At 72.1% G+C, this 17330-nt stretch carries 14 protein-coding genes; 6 read left to right on the top strand and 8 right to left on the bottom strand.

All coding sequences use genetic code 11. The annotated features are described in order from the left end of the window. Window positions 1-221: 221 nt before the first annotated feature. The gene (locus ACWGKT_RS20565) at window positions 222-1649 is read left to right on the top strand and encodes an MFS transporter (protein ID WP_453274817.1); all 1428 of its coding nucleotides are present in this window, start codon (window positions 222-224) and stop codon (window positions 1647-1649) included. Between the two features lie 23 nt (window positions 1650-1672). Here ACWGKT_RS20565 and ACWGKT_RS20570 read toward each other — a convergent pair whose 3' ends face one another. From ACWGKT_RS20570 to ACWGKT_RS20580, 3 genes are read right to left on the bottom strand one after another with little or no spacing between them, the layout of a single operon-like run. Next, on the bottom strand, window positions 1673-2803 hold the full coding sequence (locus tag ACWGKT_RS20570) for an Lrp/AsnC family transcriptional regulator (RefSeq protein ID WP_453274818.1): 1131 nt from the start codon (window positions 2801-2803) through the stop codon (window positions 1673-1675). Between the two features lie 7 nt (window positions 2804-2810). Next, entirely contained in the window at window positions 2811-3248 is a 438-nt protein-coding gene (locus tag ACWGKT_RS20575) for a DUF6114 domain-containing protein (protein WP_453274819.1), read from the bottom strand. After that, entirely contained in the window at window positions 3248-3910 is a 663-nt protein-coding gene (locus ACWGKT_RS20580; RefSeq protein ID WP_453274820.1) for a DUF6230 family protein, read from the bottom strand. Before ACWGKT_RS20580 ends, ACWGKT_RS20575 begins: the two co-directional genes overlap by 1 nt. Window positions 3911-4607: 697 nt before the next feature. Between ACWGKT_RS20580 and ACWGKT_RS20585 the strand changes: the two genes are divergently transcribed. Beyond that, the gene (locus tag ACWGKT_RS20585; RefSeq protein WP_356154375.1) at window positions 4608-5258 is read left to right on the top strand and encodes a Tat pathway signal sequence domain protein; all 651 of its coding nucleotides are present in this window, start codon (window positions 4608-4610) and stop codon (window positions 5256-5258) included. A gap of 18 nt (window positions 5259-5276) precedes the next feature. On the opposite strand, the gene ACWGKT_RS20590 is transcribed toward ACWGKT_RS20585, so the two are convergent. Further along, entirely contained in the window at window positions 5277-6248 is a 972-nt protein-coding gene (locus ACWGKT_RS20590) for a lytic polysaccharide monooxygenase (RefSeq protein WP_453274821.1), read from the bottom strand. 469 nt (window positions 6249-6717) lie between these two features. On the opposite strand from ACWGKT_RS20590, the gene ACWGKT_RS20595 reads away from it, so the two are divergent. Next, complete coding sequence (locus tag ACWGKT_RS20595; RefSeq protein ID WP_356156465.1) at window positions 6718-7365, top strand: ScbR family autoregulator-binding transcription factor; 648 nt, start codon at window positions 6718-6720, stop codon at window positions 7363-7365. A gap of 22 nt (window positions 7366-7387) precedes the next feature. Further along, a complete protein-coding gene (locus ACWGKT_RS20600) occupies window positions 7388-8581 on the top strand; it encodes a damage-control phosphatase ARMT1 family protein (RefSeq protein ID WP_453274822.1) in 1194 nt (397 codons plus the stop codon). On the opposite strand, the gene ACWGKT_RS20605 is transcribed toward ACWGKT_RS20600, so the two are convergent. Both ACWGKT_RS20605 and ACWGKT_RS20610 read right to left on the bottom strand, forming a co-directional pair. Then, a complete protein-coding gene (locus tag ACWGKT_RS20605) occupies window positions 8574-9836 on the bottom strand; it encodes a cytochrome P450 (protein WP_453274823.1) in 1263 nt (420 codons plus the stop codon). The genes ACWGKT_RS20600 and ACWGKT_RS20605 overlap by 8 nt on opposite strands. Further along, on the bottom strand, window positions 9833-10624 hold the full coding sequence (locus ACWGKT_RS20610; protein WP_356156473.1) for an alpha/beta fold hydrolase: 792 nt from the start codon (window positions 10622-10624) through the stop codon (window positions 9833-9835). Before ACWGKT_RS20610 ends, ACWGKT_RS20605 begins: the two co-directional genes overlap by 4 nt. A 172-nt stretch (window positions 10625-10796) precedes the next feature. On the opposite strand from ACWGKT_RS20610, the gene cyc2 reads away from it, so the two are divergent. Beyond that, window positions 10797-12956: a germacradienol/geosmin synthase Cyc2 gene (gene cyc2, locus ACWGKT_RS20615; protein ID WP_453274824.1), complete on the top strand. Its 2160-nt coding sequence runs from the start codon at window positions 10797-10799 to the stop codon at window positions 12954-12956. On the opposite strand, the gene ACWGKT_RS20620 is transcribed toward cyc2, so the two are convergent. After that, on the bottom strand, window positions 12949-14478 hold the full coding sequence (locus tag ACWGKT_RS20620; protein ID WP_453274825.1) for a hypothetical protein: 1530 nt from the start codon (window positions 14476-14478) through the stop codon (window positions 12949-12951). The genes cyc2 and ACWGKT_RS20620 overlap by 8 nt on opposite strands. A 197-nt stretch (window positions 14479-14675) precedes the next feature. On the opposite strand from ACWGKT_RS20620, the gene phsA reads away from it, so the two are divergent. Then, on the top strand, window positions 14676-16574 hold the full coding sequence (gene phsA / locus ACWGKT_RS20625) for an O-aminophenol oxidase PhsA (RefSeq protein WP_453274892.1): 1899 nt from the start codon (window positions 14676-14678) through the stop codon (window positions 16572-16574). On the opposite strand, the gene ACWGKT_RS20630 is transcribed toward phsA, so the two are convergent. After that, complete coding sequence (locus ACWGKT_RS20630; protein WP_356156481.1) at window positions 16562-17296, bottom strand: CTP synthase C-terminal region-related (seleno)protein; 735 nt, start codon at window positions 17294-17296, stop codon at window positions 16562-16564. The genes phsA and ACWGKT_RS20630 overlap by 13 nt on opposite strands. Between the last annotated feature and the right edge of the window lie 34 nt (window positions 17297-17330).

Here is a 17330-nt window from a genome sequence, read left to right on the forward strand (position 1 = left end):
GTCCCACAGGAACGCGCACGACACGACGCGGGTGTCCCCGGAGACGGGGGGCACCCGTGTGTGTTTTCGTCGGCGCGAGCCGGTCCCATGGAAGAAATCCACCACTGCCGCCGCCTGGTTGGAGTCCTGCCTCTCCGTCCTCCCACGCTGACCCGTGACCGACATACGGACCTGCGCTTCTGCAGATCCGGGGATCTGCGGATCACAGTGGAGAGGACCCCATGACGACGACGGAACAGGCACAACTGCCGCCGACCGCCTACCGATGGCGGTGGCCCGCCCTGATCGCCCTGCTGCTCGGCGAGGCGATGAACCTGCTGGACGCGACGGTCGTCCAGGTGGCCGCGCCGGCCATCCACGCCGACCTGGGCGGCTCGGCGTCCGACATCCAGTGGTTCAGCACGGCGTACACGCTGCCGTTCGCGGTGCTGCTGATCACCGGCGGCCGACTGGGCGACATCGCGGGGCGGCGGCGGGTGTTCGTCCTCGGCGTCACGGCGTTCACGGCCGCGTCGGTGGCCTGCGCGCTGGCGCCGACGGTGGGCCTGCTGATCGCCTTCCGGGCGGTGCAGGGAGCCGCGGCGGCGGTGATCATCCCGCAGACCATCGGGCTGATCAAGGCCATGTTCTCCGGCGACGAGATGTCCCGGGCCCTGGGCAGCATCGGGCCGGTGATGGGCCTCGCCGCCGTCTGCGGACCGGTCCTGGGCGGCGTGCTGACCCACGCCGACCTGTTCGGCTCGTCCTGGCGCGCGGTGTTCCTGGTGAACGTCCCCGTGTCCGTGGTCGTCCTCGCCCTGGCCCCGAGGCTGCTGGAGAACCGCGCCCCGCGCCGCCCCACCCTCGACGTCAGGGGCACGCTGCTCGCGGCGACCGGCACGGGCCTCGTGGTCCACCCGTTGATCGGTACGAACGTCGTCGAACTCCCCCCGCGCGGCTGGACGTCGCTGTGCGCCGGACTCCTCCTGCTGACCTTCTTCGCGCTGCACCAACGCCGGGTCGCGGCGGCGGGCCGCAGCCCCCTCGTCGAGCCGACCCTGTTCGCCCACCGGGGCTTCCCGGCCGCCCTGCTCACGTCGCTCGCCTTCTTCGCGGTGACCAACGGGCTGATGACGGTGATCGTGCTCCAGCTGCAACTCGGCGTCGGAACAGGTGTGCTGGCGGCGGGCCTGAGCCTTGCCCCGTGGTCGCTCGGGCTGGCGGTCGCGTCCTGGCTCGCGGGCGCCCGTCTGGTACGACGCTTCGGGCGCCGGCTCATGCCGTACGGGCTCGGCGTCCTGCTGACCGGGCTGCTCGCCTGTGTGGCGGTGTACCACTGGGCCGACCCCGGTACCTACCCCCGCGCCCTGCCGGCCGCTCTCACCCTCGTCGGTCTCGGCGCGGGCCTGTTCACCCCGGCCTTCTTCACCCTCGCCCTCAAGCCCCTGGCCCCCCAGGAGATCGGCTCGGCCGCGGGCCTCCTGAACGCGGTGCAACAACTCGGCGCGACCCTGGGGGTGGCGATCCTCGGCAGCGTGTACCTGAACGGCGCGGGGGAGCCGGGCCCGGCGGCGTCACCGGCAGCGGCCCAGACCGCCTGCTGGGCCGCCACCGGCCTCGTGGGACTCACGTTCCTCGCCGTCCGAGGGGTGGGGGTGCCGAGGACCTAGGGGCACACGGGTCGAGCGGGGATTCAACGGCGAGTGGTGAGTGCGGGGCTCGCGGCCTTGAGGGTGCGCAGGACGGGGCTCGTCTCCAGTGTGCGGATCGCGTCCAGCGTCCCGAGCCGACGGGTGAGATAGCGGTGCAGGTCGGCGGGGTCCCGGCAGAGCGCCTGGGCCACCAGGTTCGTCGGCCCGGTGGTCGCCGCCACGAACGCCAGCTCGTCGTGGTCCGCCAGCGCCGTCGCCACCGCTTCCAGATCGGCCGGCCGAACCGTCATCCACAGCAGGGCCCGGGTCCGTACCCCGAAGAGCCCGGCATCCACCTCCACGTCGAAGAACACCCCGCCGCCCGACCGGAGTTCGGCCATCCGCCGTGCCACCGTCCCGGCCGACCACCCGGTCACGCGCGCCAGCTCCCCCTGCCCGGCCCGCCCGTCCTCCTCCAGCGCGGCCAGCAACCGCGCGTCCTGCGGCCCGGGTTGACGCACGTCGCCCGCGGACTCCAGGTGCCCGCGCAGCGCCGCCTGCTGCTCCGCGGCGAGCGTCTCGGCGCTGCGCCGCCAGTTCGCCGGACCGCCCAGATAGGTGTGCAGCAGACAGTGCGCGGACACCGAGGTGATCCCGCCGGTGCGCGGAATGTCGTGCAACAGAAGGGAGTTGCCCGCCGTGTCGTCCGTCGACGCGTGCACCACCGCGGTGATCTCGGTGCCGCCGGAACCGAGCTTCACCCAGGAGGTGTCCGACCGCCGCGCCAGCGCCTGAGCGATGTCGTGCGCGGACCGCGCCGCCGCGGTGAGCCGGACCAGCCACTGCGTCCGCCCGGCCCGGTGCGGGTCGGCGAGGCCCACGATCCGCAGCCCGGCCTCGGTGCGCAGCCGCCGGTAGCGGCGGGCGACGGTCTGCGCCGACACTCCGAGTACGTCGGCGATCCGGCTGAAGGGCGCGCGCCCGTCGATGTGCAAGGCGTGGATCAGGGCCCGGTCGAGGTCGTCCAGCATGCCCCCATCCTCCCTGTGCTGGTTCCGGGGCGGTACGACCGACTCCTTCGGCCCGAACTGCGCCCGCTCACCGACGCGCTCGGCTTCCTTCCGTACGGCAACGGCGTGCACCACGACACCGACCGGGGCCGCCGCCCGCTGCCGGGCGTCTGGGCCGGCCACCGCGAGGTCAGGCCGGTTCCGCCCGCTCCGTCCCCGCCTGCGCGGCCAACTCGCGCTTGCGGCGGCGGCTCACCCGGGGTTCCTGGTCAGGGAGCCAGCCGAAGGCGAGGCAGCTGCCGGTGACGCCGAGCAGCAGGCCGATGAAGAAGCCGCCGAGGTTCGAGGTGATCCAGGTGCCCAGGGAGAGCAGGACGCCGGTGAGGGAGTAGAAGAGGCGCTGGGCCGGATTGAAGAGGGTCAGCAGTCCGCACAGCAGCATCAGACCGGGCAGCAGATAGCCGGCCAGGCCCTGCATGCCGATGTGCATGACGACCTTCATCGACGCCTTCTCGCTGAGCAGGATCTCCGCCCCGCCCAGGGTGAGCAACAGCCCGCCCCAGAACGGACGGCGGGCCCGCCAACGGCGGAAGGCGGGCCGCATCCCCGATCGAGGACCGTTCGACATCAGCAACCCGAGTCGCTGAAGCGGAGTTTGAGTCCGGGCAGCTTGAACACGCCAGCAGTGGTGGCGTAGTTGGTCTGCCGCAGATTGCCGATGTGCACCGTGTCGGCCTGCTGGCTGAACACGCCGATCGGCCCCTTCACCCCGGCCTTGGTGAGCGTGCTGGCGTCGTTGCCGATCTCGATGTTGTTGAACGCGGCGTCGCCCGTCAGCTCGGTCGAGTCGGTGGTCAGGTCGCTCGCCTGCACCTTGTCCGCGCCGCTGCCCGCGGTGATGAGCAGGTTGGTGCCGCCGAGGTCGACGCTCTGGCACAGTTTGGTGAGCGTGGCGTTCTTGATCGCCGAGGTGACCACCAGCACCTGACCGCCGGTGTCGCCCGCGTTGGGGCTGCCCTCCGCCATGTTGTCCAGGTTGCCGAACTGCTCGAAGCCGGTGCCGTTGAGCTCGGTCGCGGTGACCGTGAACGGCATTCCGGAGATCGCGAACTGCACACCCAGGGCGCCCTCGGCGGTGAGGATCGCGAGACCGGCGGCGATCGCGGTGGCCGGCACGGCCATCACGGCGGCCCGGCGCCAGCGGACGCGACCGCGTCTCACGACACCTTCGGTGCTGTCCCCGGAATCGCTTTCCGGGTTCTCGGGGATGTGCTCGGCGGACGAGGCCATGTCTGCTCCCAGGGGCATAGGCAATGCGGGTTGGGCTTCCGTGGCGCGTTGTCCTGGCGCGGACAGCGGCTGCCGCGCACGCCCTTCGCACCTCCCGGCGGGTGCAAGGGCTTTCTGGTTACGCGACAGTGGCCGCGGAGGAAGTTACCGGGGGTTACACCCAAGGTCAAGGGAGTTGTGAAAAATGGGTGTTGAATGTGGTTCAGTCGTGTCGCGCGGCCCGCGTCGACCCGCTCTGACCTCCAACTCCGTTGCTACTTCTTGACGTTGACGGTTACTCAGGTCTACAACTCTCCCTGGTTTCCCAAGGATCCGTGGCGCCGGATCCGCCGCCCGCGGCAACGTCCGCGATCCCGGCCTTCTTCCGCCCTTCATCACTCCTTCACCCGCACCGCTCCGCCTTCGAGCGGCACGGGTCACGGTCGCTTCCCCCTCGCTCCATGTCCGGCCGCCCCCCACCCGGCCCGGCCGGAGGTCTACCCCCGAGGCTTCCGGCCGGTGCCCGGCCCGCTCCGTTGCCGGTCCGTCACGTACGGAGAAGGCGTGACGGGCCGGCAACGGCCCGCCCGCAACGGCCGACACCACCTGCGCCCCCGCACTTGAGCCCCCCCCGCATCGCAGCCCGCACCGCGGCCCCCCTACCTCCCCCACACCTCACCCCACTCAACCCCCCACTCCCCAGAAATGAGGCACCCGCATGCGTAAGCGATCTCTGCTCGCCCTCGCCGGAACCGTCACCGCCCTCTCCCTGGCCGCGGCCGTCCCCGCATCCGCGGACGGCGCCGTGCTGACCACCGGCGGTACCGGCGGCACCGCCGTCGCGGTGGGCGACGTCCTCACCGCGCCGCTGGCCGGCGGCACGAGCGCCACGCTCTACTCCTCCGCGACCGGCACCAGCGGCGTCACCTGCACCTCGTCGCAGTTCACCGCCACCGTCACGGACAACCCCGCAGCCCCCGGCACGGCCACCGAGTCGGTCAGCGCGCAGACCTTCGACAGCAGCAAGTGCACCAGCAACGTGCTCGGCGTCACCGGCGTCACGAGCATCACGGTCGACAACCTGCCGTACACCACCACGGTCGCCTCCGACGGCACCCTCACCGTCAGCCCGGCGAGCGGCTCCACCATCCAGACCACGGTCAAGCTGCGCACCCTGCTCGGCAGCATCACCTGCGTCTACCAGGCGGCGAGCCTGACCGGTAAGGCCGACAACGCCGACAACAGCATCAGCTTTACCAACCAGCAGTTCACGAAGAGCTCCGGCTCCTCGCTGTGCTTCGCCAGCGGCTACTTCACCGCGAAGTACGCCCCCGTCACCGACGCGGGCGCACCCGTCTACGTGAACTGACGCCCGCGGGCCCGGCGTTCAGCGCCGGCGCAGCCGCAGCGCCAGGGCGGCGCCCCCGGTGAGCACCAGCACCGCGGCGGCGCCGCCCGCCAGCAGCGGCGCGGAGGGACCCGAGCCGCCGGGAGCGGTGTCAGAGGCCACCGGTGTGCTGTCGGCGGGGCCGTCCTCGGCCCGCGGCGCGGCCGACGTCCCGTCCGTCGCCCCGGCCGCCGGTGTCGTGGGCGCGGCGGCGCTCCTCGAAGGGCTCGCGTGACCCGAAGGGTGCCCGGCCTTCGAGGAGTTGGGCTTGGCGCCCGTCGCCGCGGCGCCGCCGGCGCGCTCCTCGGTCGTACCGGATCCGGCGCCCGACCCCTTCGAGAACACCACGTCGGAACACGAGTAGTAGGTGTCCGGCGTGCTGCTGTTCTGCCAGATCGTGTACAGCACCTGCCGCCCCGTCCGGTCCGACGGCAGCTTCGCGGTGATGTGGTACGCCCCGTTCGTCAGCGCCGGGTCGGTGACCTGCGCGAAGGGCCGCGTCGGCAGGTCGGACCAGGTCAGCGGCTTGGTGGGGTCGTAACCCGACTTGGTCAGATACAGCTTGAACGTGCCCGTGTGCGCGATCGTCGAGGCGTACGTCATGGTCAGCCGCCCGCCCGGGGCCAGCCGCGTCGACGGCCAGTCCGCGCGGGCGAGGTCGAGGCCCTTGTAGGCGGCCAGACCGCCGCTGCACAGCTTGCCGTCCGGAATCGTCTGCCGGTCCCGGCCGTTGACGCCGGCCACCCGCAGGTTGTCCCACGCCACGAAGGTATTGCCGCCGCTGGCCGCGATCGCGGCCCGGCAGGCCGCCGTACCGGCGCCGCCGCCCGACGGGGAGCAGCCGTACACCCGGCTGACCGGATTCGTGGGGGCGCCGTGCGCCAGGGCGGGGCCCGCCGTCCACAGGGACAGCAGGGCCGAGGCCGCGACGGCGGCACCCGTGACCCTGAGGGGTGCGGTCATCCGTGACATCCGGGACGTCTCCTCGGTCGGCGCGGGAACGGTCTGCTCCGTGCAGTACGGAAATCCGCCCCGTCCCGTTCAGACGGCGCCGCCGCCGGAACCCCCCATAACCACGCGGACGCCGGAGAATCCAGGGCCGGTCGGTGCACATGCACCGACCGGCCCGTCCGTTTTGAGGTCCCCTCTAGGTCCCATTGAGGACTATCGGTTCCCCTCGTATCGTGGCGATCACCGAACGGCGGTTCGCCGCCCGCCGTGGCCTCCGGAAACGGTCGAGTGTCGAGGGAGGGACGTTCTTTGACTTCGTCCGCTTACGGAGCCCCGAACGCGACAACGGCCGTTCGCACACCAGTTACACGTGTCGATCACCAGGCCTGCACACCTGGATCCCGCTGGCACACGGTGAGTTATCGTGAGCAGGGGGTAAAAAACAAACGGCACGTCCCGTTCGTGTCCGGCCGCAAGGAGAGTCCAGCCCATGGCGAGGCAGTTACGCGCCGAACAGACCCGCGCAACGATCATCACGGCCGCGGCCGATCTCTTCGACCGTCACGGCTACGAGTCCACCAGCCTCAGTGACATCGTCGAACACGCCCAGGTCACCAAAGGGGCCCTGTACTTCCACTTCGCCGCCAAGGAAGACCTGGCGCACGCCATCATGGAGCTCCAGTCCAGGGCTTCGCGCCAGGTACTGAGGGAAGTGGAGGGCCGCGGCTACTCCTCGCTGGAGTCGCTGATGCGCACCACCTTCGGCATCGCCCGGCTCGCCGTCGAAGGCCCCATCCCCCGCGCCGGCCTGCGCCTCGCCACCGCCGAGGTCGTCGTACGCCCGCCGCTCAGGCACCCCTTCACCGAGTGGCTTGACCTGACGAACCGCAAACTCCTGGGCGCGGTGAAGGAGTCCGACGTACACCCCGACATCGATATCGAGGCCGTAGCCCACTCCCTGGTCTGTTTCTTCGTCGGCACCCGTGTCGCCGGCCGCAACCTCGAACCCGTCACCCGGCTGCCCCGCAGAATCGCCGAGATGTGGCACCTCATGATCCGCGGGCTGGTACCCGTGCCCCGCCGCGCCCGCTATCTGACGCTCGTCTCCCAGCTGGAGCGGGAGACCCGAATGCTCTGACCCGGGCGGTACGGTGACGCGTATGCCCGACACCCCCGCCGCCCCCGACACCCCCGTCATCCTCGGCGACGAGCCCGGTTCCTTCCCCCAGAGCGTGCTGGCCGAGCGGCACCCCGCGATCATCCGGCAGGTGCGGGACGCCTTCCCCTACGGCCCCGAGCAGCACCGCGCGCTCGACGCGCTGCTGGCCAACTGCACCGAGGGCGTGATCGAGCCGCTGCCCGCCGACGCGCCCGACCGGGACCGGTGGACGCAGTGGGGCGCGGACACCTGGGCCGGCCGGTCCTGGTTCGACGTGCCCTGGCTGTGGTCCGAGAGCTACTTCTACCGCCGGCTCCTCGACGCCGTCGGCTGGTTCGGTCCCGGCGCCTGGCAGGGCATCGACCCCTTCCGCCCCTTCAAACTCGCCGAACTCGACGCCAAGGAGACGGACGAGGAACTGGCCGCCCTCGACGCTCTGGACGAACGCACGGCCGAGGAGCGCGGACGGGCCCTGCTGCACGGCTCGCTCTGGGGCAACCGCGCCGACCTCGGCTTCCGCCTCTCCGACGGCGGCGCCGAGGCCCGTCAGGCCGTCCCCGCCCTGGTGGCCGACGACAGCGAGGCCCTCTGGTCCCTGCTCCCGTCCTCCGGCACGGGCACCGTGTGCCTGGTCGCCGACAACGCCGGCCGCGAACTCGTCCCCGACCTGCTGCTGCTCGCCCACCTCCTCGCCGAGGGGCGCGCCGCACGGGCCGTCCTGCACGTCAAGCCGTACCCCTACTACGTCTCCGACGCCACCACCGCCGACGTGGTCGACGCCGTGCGCCGGCTCGCCACGGCGCCGGGCGCGGCGGCCAGGTACGGGCGAGGCCTCTGGTCCGCCCTGGCCGACGGCCGGCTCACCGTGCGCGCCCACCCCTTCTCCAGCGCGCCGCTGCCGTACGCGGACATGCCCGACGACCTGCGTGCCGAGTTCGCCGCCGCCGCGCTGACGATCGTCAAGGGCGACCTCAACTACCGGCGCCTGGTCGGCGACCGTCGATGGCCGCCGACCACCCGCTTCCGGGACGTCACCGCCTACTTCCCCGGACCGGTCGCCGCGCTGCGCACGCTCAAGTCCGAGGTGATCACCGGTTTGGACGCCCGCACCGAGGCGGCGCTGGTCGCCGCGGAGGGGCAGCGCTGGCGCGTCGGCGGGACGCACGCGCTGATCCAGGTCGATCCGTTCAGGTGAGCCGCATCGGCAGCGACTTGATGCCGTGGATGAAGTTCGACACCAGGCGCTCGGCCGGCCCCGCCAGGTCGGGCGCGGGCAGCGCGTCGAGCGCCTCCTCGTAGAGCTGCCGCAGCTGGAGCCGGGCGAAGTGCGCGCCCAGACAGACGTGCGGGCCGTCCCCGAAGGACACGTGCGGGTTCGGCGTCCGGGCGAGGTCCAGACGGTCCGGGTCGGTGAACACCCGCTCGTCGTGGTTGGCCGAGGCGTGGAAGGCGACCACCTTGTCGCCCGCGCGGATCTTGCGCCCGGCCAGCTCCGTGTCCTGCGCGGCGGTACGCCGGAAGGTGAGCACGGGCGGATGCCGGCGCAGCAACTCGTCCACGGCGGTGTCCATCCGGACCTTCCCCTCGCGCAGTCGCTCGTACTCCTGGGGGTGCTCGGCCAGGGCCAGCAGCCCGCCGGGAGCCGCGCTGCGCACGGTGTCGTTGCCGGCGACGGTGAGCAGGAAGAAGAACATCTCCAGCTCGGCACCGGTGAGTTCGGCGTCGTGCGCGAGGGCGGTCATCACGTCGTCGGCGGGGTAGCGCCGCTTGTACGCGGCCAGTTGGCGCGCGTAGGCGAACATGTCCTGCAGCATGGCCGGCGAGCGCGGATTGACGGGGCGGCCCGCGCGGTCCAGTACGCGGGGACCGGCCTCGTCCGGGTCCTGGTAGCCGATCACCCGCTGCGTCCAGCGCAGCAGGATCCGCCGGTCGCCCTCCGGGACACCCAGCAGGTCCGTGAGGTTGAGCAGCGCGTACTCGTCGGTGACGGTGGCGACCAGGTCGGCCGTGCCGTCGCCCTCGCGGGCCGCCTCCAGGGCGTCGGTGAACAGCGCGTGTGCCCGCTCCCGCGCGACCTCCGCGAACCGGTCGACGCGCTTCGGCGTGAACGCCCGGCTGACCAGCCGGCGCAGTCGGCCGTGCTGCGGCGGGTCCTGATTGAGCATCATGCGCCGGATGAACGGCAGGTCCGCCGGGTCCGGGTCGCGGATCTGGGTCGCGCCGAGGTGCGAGGAGTACGTCCCGGAGTCCTTGAGCACCCGCACCACGTCCGCGTGCCGGGTCACCGCCCAGAAGCCCGGCCCGGCCGGCCAGCCCAGCACCTCCGGCTCGTCCTGCCAGGCCACGGGGTGGTGGTCGCGGAGCACGCGGTAGTCGTCGTAGGGCACCGCGGCGGCGTACCGCCGCGGATCGAAGACGTCCGGGACGGGCGGAGCCTCCGGTACGTTCACGCCGGCCGGCCCTTGTCCGCGCCGTCGTCGCGGAGGAAGTCCTCCACCACGCTGATCAGCTCCAACGGGGTCTCGTCCATCGCGTAGTGACCGGCGCCGGCCAGCCGGTGCAACTGCGCGCGCGGGTACCAGCACATCCAGGTCTCCTGGACCAGCGCAGGCGACAGTGCCGGATCCAGTTCACCGGCCACCGCCAGCGCGGGCACGACGCAGCCCTCGACGTCGGCGCGGAAGTCGTCCTCCGCCCACGAGTCCAGCCAGGCGCGGAAGGCCTTGGAGTCGCTGCGCTCCAGCGAGGTGGCGACCATGCGGTCCAGCCAGGCGGCGGGACGGCGGCCGCCGGTGGTGAAGTCGATGATCGCGCGCCGGTTCTCCGGTCTGTACGCCGCGTCCGCGAACAGCTCCCACTGTTCGCCCGGCAGCGGGAGTCCCGAGGCGGGCACGGGGGAGACGCCGACGATCCGGCGCAGCCGGTGCGGGGCCACCGCGAGCAGCCGCTGGGCCACCGCGCCGCCCATCGAGTGCCCGACCACCGAGAACCGGTCCCAGCCGAGCCGGTCGGCCAGCTCCACCAGATCCAGCGCCGCCTCGCCGGTGGTGTACGCGCCCACGGCGTCCCTGGCCTGGCCGTAGCCGCGCAGGTCCACCAGCGCGTAGGTGAACGTCTCGCGGTCCAGATCGGGCAGCACGGCCGCGTAGGCGGTCCGGTCGGCGAACCAGCCGTGCACGGCGAACACCTTGTGGGCGCCGGCGCCGTGCACCTCATGAGGCAGCACGAAGGAGGTCATGCGATCTACCGTGGCCCGCGGGCGGGGGCTCGGCAAGGGCGCCGTTCCGACATGGGGCGTGAACTCCACGCGGGTGGGCGGAAGTTCCCGGTATTCCGCCCGGTTCACGCGATGGTGTGATCATCGCCTGCCCGGCGGATGGCCCTCCGGGGCCACGGGTAGGGCCCCGGCCATGACGCAGCCGTTCGAACTCCCGCACTTCTACATGCCGCATCCCGCGCGGCTGAACCCGCATGTCGACGAGGCGCGCGCCCACTCGACCGCGTGGGCGCGCGAGATGGGCATGCTGGAGGGTTCCGGGGTCTGGGAGCCGGCCGACCTGGAGGCGCACGACTACGGCCTCCTGTGCGCCTACACCCATCCCGACTGCGACGGACCCGCTCTCTCGCTGATCACCGACTGGTACGTGTGGGTGTTCTTCTTCGACGACCACTTCCTGGAGAGGTACAAGCGCCCCCAGGACCGCGCGGCCGGCAAGGCGCACCTCGACCGCCTGCCGCTGTTCATGCCGTTCGACCTCGAAGCCGTCGTACCGGAGCCGTCGAACCCGGTCGAGGCGGGCCTCGCCGATCTGTGGGCGCGTACGGTGCCGTCGATGTCCGCCGACTGGCGCAGGCGCTTCGCCCTCGCCACCGAGCACCTCCTCAACGAGTCGATGTGGGAGCTGTCCAACATCAACGAGGGGCGGATCGCCAATCCCGTCGAGTACATCGAGATGCGCCGCAAGGTGGGCGGCGCCCCCTGGTCGTCGGGGCTCGTGGAGTACGCGACGGCCGAGGTGCCCGCCGTCGTCGCCGGGACGCGGCCGCTCAGGGTGCTGATGGAGACCTTCTCCGACGCGGTGCACCTGCGCAACGACCTGTTCTCCTACCAGCGCGAGGTGGAGGACGAGGGCGAGAACAGCAACGGCGTGCTCGTCCTGGAGACCTTCTTCGGCTGCACCACCCAGGAGGCCGCCGACACCGTCAACGACGTCCTCACCTCGCGTCTGCACCAGTTCGAGCACACCGCGCTCACCGAAGTACCCGCGCTCGCCCTGGAGAAGGGCCTCACCCCGGACCAGGTCGCGGCGGTCGCGGCCTACACCAAGGGCCTGCAGGACTGGCAGTCCGGCGGCCACGAATGGCATCTGCGCTCCAGCCGGTACATGAACGAGGGCGCCGTGTCCGCCTCCCCGTGGCAGGGCCTGACCGGACCCGGCACCTCCGCCGCCGACATCGGCGCCCTGCTCGCCTCGGCCGCCGCCGAGCGTCTGCGCGCGTACTGCCATGTGCCCTTCCAGAAGGTCGGCCCGTCCCTGCTGCCCGACTTCGAGATGCCCTTCCGGCTGGAGCTCTCCCCGCACCTGGACGGTGCCCGCGAGCGCCTCACCGGCTGGATGCACCGGACGGGCATGCTCCAGGAGGGGGTCTGGGACGAGGGCAAGCTCCTCGCCTACGACCTGCCGCTCTGCTCGGCCGGCCTCGACCCGGACGCGACGCCCGAGGCCCTCGACCTCAGCGCGCAATGGCTCGCGTGGGGCACGTACGGCGACGACTACTACCCCCTCGTCTTCGGCCACCGCCGCGACCTGGCCGCCGCCCACCTGACCACGAAGCGGCTGTCCGCGTGCATGCCCCTCGACGGCGAGGCGGTCCCCGCCCCGGTCAACGGCATGGAACGCGCACTGGCCGACCTGTGGGTCCGCACCACGGCGGAGATGCCGCACGACGAGCGCCTCACGCTGAAGGGGGCGATCGACACGATGACCGCGAGCTGGGTGTGGGAGCTCGCCAACCAGCTCCAGCACCGCGTCCCCGACCCGGTCGACTACCTGGAGATGCGGCGCGCCACCTTCGGCTGCGACCTCACCCTGAGCCTGTGCCGGGCGGGCCGCGGCCCCGCGATCCCGCCGCAGGTGTACCGCAGCGGGCCGGTGCGCTCACTGGAGAACGCGGCCATGGACTACGGGTGCCTCGTCAACGACGTCTTCTCCTACCAGAAGGAGATCGAGTACGAGGGCGAGATCCACAACGCGATCCTCGTCGTCCAGAACTTCTTCGGCGTCGACCACCCGACCGCGCTCGGCGTCGTCCACGATCTGATGACCCAGCGCCTGCGCCAGTTCGAGCACGTGGTGGCGAACGAACTGCCGGTCGTGTACGAGGACTTCGGTCTCACCGAAGAGGGGCGCGAAGGCCTTGGGGCCTATGTGGCCGACCTGCAGAACTGGATGGCCGGCGTGCTGAACTGGCATCAGCGGGTCGACCGCTACAAGGCCTCCTACCTCGCCCGCCGCTCCCACGGCTTCCTGCCGGACACCCCGCCCGCTCCCGCGCTGCCGGTCAGCTGAGCTTTCCGATCCGCGCCGACGCGTCCGCGGCGAGCTCGCGCACGGCCCACGCCGCCGCCTGTGAGAGCTCGTCGCGTATTTCCTCCCCTGCGGCCAGCACCGCGCGGGCCTGTTCTGGGCGGCCCGCGTCGGCCAGGGCGCGGGCGAGCCGGAAGTGCTCCTCGGCGAGGAACGTACCGAGGTTCGTACCCCGCCAGTGCCTCAGCGAGTCGTCGATGGGGCCGGCCAGGACGTCCCGCAGGGCGGACAGCGCGTCCGCCGCCCGGTCCGGCTCGCCGCTCTCGCGCTCCAGGCGTGCCTGGGTCAGCCGGGCGGACACCCGGTCCCCGGGGGTGTCCTGGAGCGCGACGTACAGCCGCTGCGCGCGCACGGCCTGCCACAGGTCGCCCAGGCACTCGAAGTCGTGGGCGAGGGAGCGCAGGGGCGAGGTGTCGAGCTGCCGCGACCCGGGGCGCCGCCGCAACGCGCTCTGGTTCATGTCGATCTCGTCGAGCCGGCGGATCAGGGCGACCCGGGCTAGCTCGGTCAGGCCCTGGTCCGCGGCCAGGCCGGTCCAGGTCGACAGCGGCTCGTCGGCGGGATCCGTGCCGAACAGGCAGTCGTCCACCTCGCGGGCCCACCGCCGCAGTTCCTCGCCGCCGGCGTCCGGTTCGGGTATTTCGCCCAGGCCGCACCGGGTGTCGAAGTCCGTGTTGCGCACCTCATGCAGCAGCGGCAGATCCGCGGTGTCCCCGTGCAGCCCCACCAGCACGGCGGCGAGCCGCAGTTCGTCGGACATCGACGACTCGGCCTCCCGCCGCAGCAGCGGCCGCAGGAAGGCGAGGTCGCCGTCCGCGCGGTCGAACTGCGCCGCCCGCAGGGTGACGCGGCGCCGTACGGGATCGTCGGCCACGGCGGCGAGCACGCCCGTGTCCCCGGTGCGCAGCCCGGCCAGATCGGCCCGGCCCCGGGCGAGCACCGGCTCCCACAGGGGCGGGCGGACGTCCGGGGCGAGCGGTCGGTAGGCCAGTCCCTCCTCCGCGTTGAGCAGCACGAAGTCCGGCTCGGTGCGGGACAGGGCCGCGTGCAGCATCCCGACGAGCTCGACCGGGGACCGCTCGGGAAAACCGAGCGCGGCGCGGAGTGCGGCCCGCTCCTCGTCGATGCCGTAGCACTCCCGGAGCTCCTCCTCCGTCTCGGCGACGTGGGCGAGGATCTTCTCCGGGCCGTCGGCGGGCGACAGGCCCAGGTAGTCGTGCCAGCCGGGCAGCCCGGTCAGTATGTCGAGCGCCTCGTCCACGGACGCCCCTATGATCCCGGCCGAGCCCTCGGAGTCGGCGTACAGCACGGAGCCGTCCGCGCACACGAAGTACGTACCGCCGGTGTCGTCTCCCGCCACCACCTCCAGCGGACCGCCCGAGGCGAGGCGGACCGGCTCGCAGTGGCCGCGGTCCGCGCGGTCGAGATCGAAGTCGAAGGGAAACGCGGCCAGTTCGGCCAGGTGGCGGTCCTGTCGAAGCAGCCGCAGGGCGAGATCGGTCATGTCACAGAACGTAACAGCCGCCACTGACAACGGGACGCGCTCGCGGCCGGGCCCGTACGCCTCGCCGCGACCGGCGATTTCCGGACCTTCTCGTACGGAAAGGGACGTTCAGTGAACGTGGGCGGGTCGTCGGGAGTCTTCCGGGGTGAGGGGAACGCAAGACGACGGAACACACGGGGGTGTTCGACTTGTCCGAGATCACCGCGATCACTGAGGCCACTGGGACCGCTGGGACCACTGAGAACAACGGGACCACCGAGACCACCGCGACCACCGAACTGACGCCGTACGTGGCGCCGTTACCCATCCCGCCGGTGCTGCGGCCCGCGTCCGCCGACGTGACGCACGAGACCGAGATCGCGCTGCGCCCGACCTGGGTCCGCCTGCACCCGCAGCTGCCGCCCACCCTGATGTGGGGCTACGACGGTCAGGTGCCGGGCCCGACCATCGAGGTGCGGCGCGGAGAGCGCGTCCGCATCGCCTGGACCAACCGCATTCCCAAGGACGGCGAATACCCGGTCACCGCGGTGGAGGTGCCGCTGCGCACGGACGGCCGTCCCCAGGCCACCACCGAGCCCGGCCGCGAGGGCGTCGAGCCGAACAAGGACGTGGCCGCGCTGCCCGCCTGGTCGGTGACCCATCTGCACGGCGCCCAGACGGGCGGCGGCAACGACGGCTGGGCGGACAACGCCGTCGGCCACGGCGACGCGCAGCTGTCCGAGTATCCGAACGACCACCAGGCCGTGCAGTGGTGGTACCACGACCACGCCATGAACATCACGCGGTGGAACGTCCACACGGGCCTGTACGGTACCTACCTCGTCCGCGACGACGAGGAGGACGCCCTCCACCTCCCCTCCGGGGAGCGGGAGATCCCGCTGCTGCTCGCCGACCGCAACCTCGACACCGACGAGGACGGCCGCCTCAACGGCAGGCTGCTGCACAAGACGGTGATCGTCCAGCAGAAGAACCCGGAGACGGGCAAGCCGGTCTCCATCCCGTTCACCGGCCCGTACACGACGGTCAACGGCCGCATCTGGCCGTACGCCGACGTGGACGACGCCTGGTACCGCTTCCGGCTGGTCAACGCGTCCAACGCGCGCATCTACGACCTCGTCCTGCTCGACGAGGACGACAACCCGGTGCCCGGCGTGGTGCACCAGATCGGCAGCGACGGCGGGCTCCTGCCGCGTCCCGTGCCGGTCGACTTCGACGACGCGCTGCCCACCCTGACCGCCGCCCCGGCCGAGCGCTTCGACCTGCTCGTCGACTTCCGGGGCCTCGCGGGCCGGCGGCTCCGCCTGGTCAACAAGGGCCGCAACCAGCCCGCGGGCGTGTCCGACCCGGCCGGCGACGTGCGCTATCCGGCCGTCCTGGAGTTCCGGGTCCGGGACAGTGGCCGCGCGGACACCTTCGAGCTGCCCGAGGTCCTCTCCGGCTCCTTCCGCCGGCTCACCCACGACATCCCGCACGGCCACCGGCTGATCGTGCTCACCCCGCCCGCCACCAAGGGCGCCGGCGGACACCCGGAGATCTGGGAGATGACCCAGGTCGAGGACGCCGGCGACATCCAGGTGCCGACGGACGGGATCATCCGGCTCACGGGTGCGGACGGGACGACCAAGACCTACCGGCGCACGGCCCGGACGTTCAACGACGGGCTCGGCTTCACCATCGCCGAGGGCAGCTACGAGCAGTGGAGCTTCCTCAACCTCGCGCCGATCGTCCACCCCATGCACATCCACCTGGCCGACTTCCAGCTCCTCGGCCGCGACGCCTACGACGTCTCGGGGTTCGACCCGGCGGTGGGCGGCACGGTCAAGCCGGTGGCGTTCGCCCCGGGCACGCAGCTGCCGCTGGCCCCCAACGAGCGGGGATACAAGGACGTGTTCCGGGTCCCCGGTGGCCAGATCCTGCGGGTCATGGGGCGCTTCGACGGGGCGTACGGCCGGTTCATGTACCACTGCCACCTGCTGGAGCACGAGGACATGGGCATGATGCGGCCCTTCGTCGTGCTGCCGCCCGAAGCCCTCAAGTTCGACCACGGCGGCTCGCACGGCGGTCACGGGGAGGGCCACTCGGGTCACGCGGGCTGAACACGCGCGCGTGCGGCGCGTTCCACGGCGGCTCGTGCCAGTGCCCGGATCACCGGGTGCGGGCGCGAGCCCTCGTCGGAGAGCTCCGGCTGGAAGAGCGTGCCGAGGAAGAAGGGGTGGCCGGGCAGCTCGGCGACGCGCACCCGGCCCTCCTCGTCGTGGCCGGAGAAGCGCAGACCGTGCGCGCGCAGCGTATCGAGGTGGCGGGAGGGGCCGTACGCGCAGAAGTACCGCTCCACCGTCCGCGCCGAGCCGATCACGGACTGGGCCAGCGAGTCCGGTTCGAGCGTCACCGACGCCTCGTGGCCCACCAGGGAGCAGGCCAGCGGTTCGATCAGCGGGTCTTCGGCGTCGGGGTCGTTCTCGGCGTGCGCGACCCGGGTCAGGCCGCACACGGTGCGGGCGTATTCGAGGAGCGCGTGCTGGAACCCGCCGCAGGTGCCGAGGAAGGGGATGCCCTCCTCGCGGGCGGTGCGGATGGCCGCGAGCACGCCGGCCTCGCTGCGGTACGGGCTGCCCGGCAGCACCCACACGGCGTCGAAACCGCGTACCGCGTCCGCGGCGACGGCGTTCTCGGACGGGATCCAGTACGCGTCCAGGACGAGCCGGTCGTGCTCGGCGAGTGCGTCGAGCAGGCGCGGGACGCGGGTGTGCGAGGCGACGTCGGGGGAGCGGTCCCCGACCAGGGCGATCGTGGCGGTGTGCGCTGCGGTGTCCGTCATGACCCCCATCCTGGGTACCGGCCCCGGTTCACGT

Source organism: Streptomyces sp. NPDC054794, from assembly GCF_053611585.1.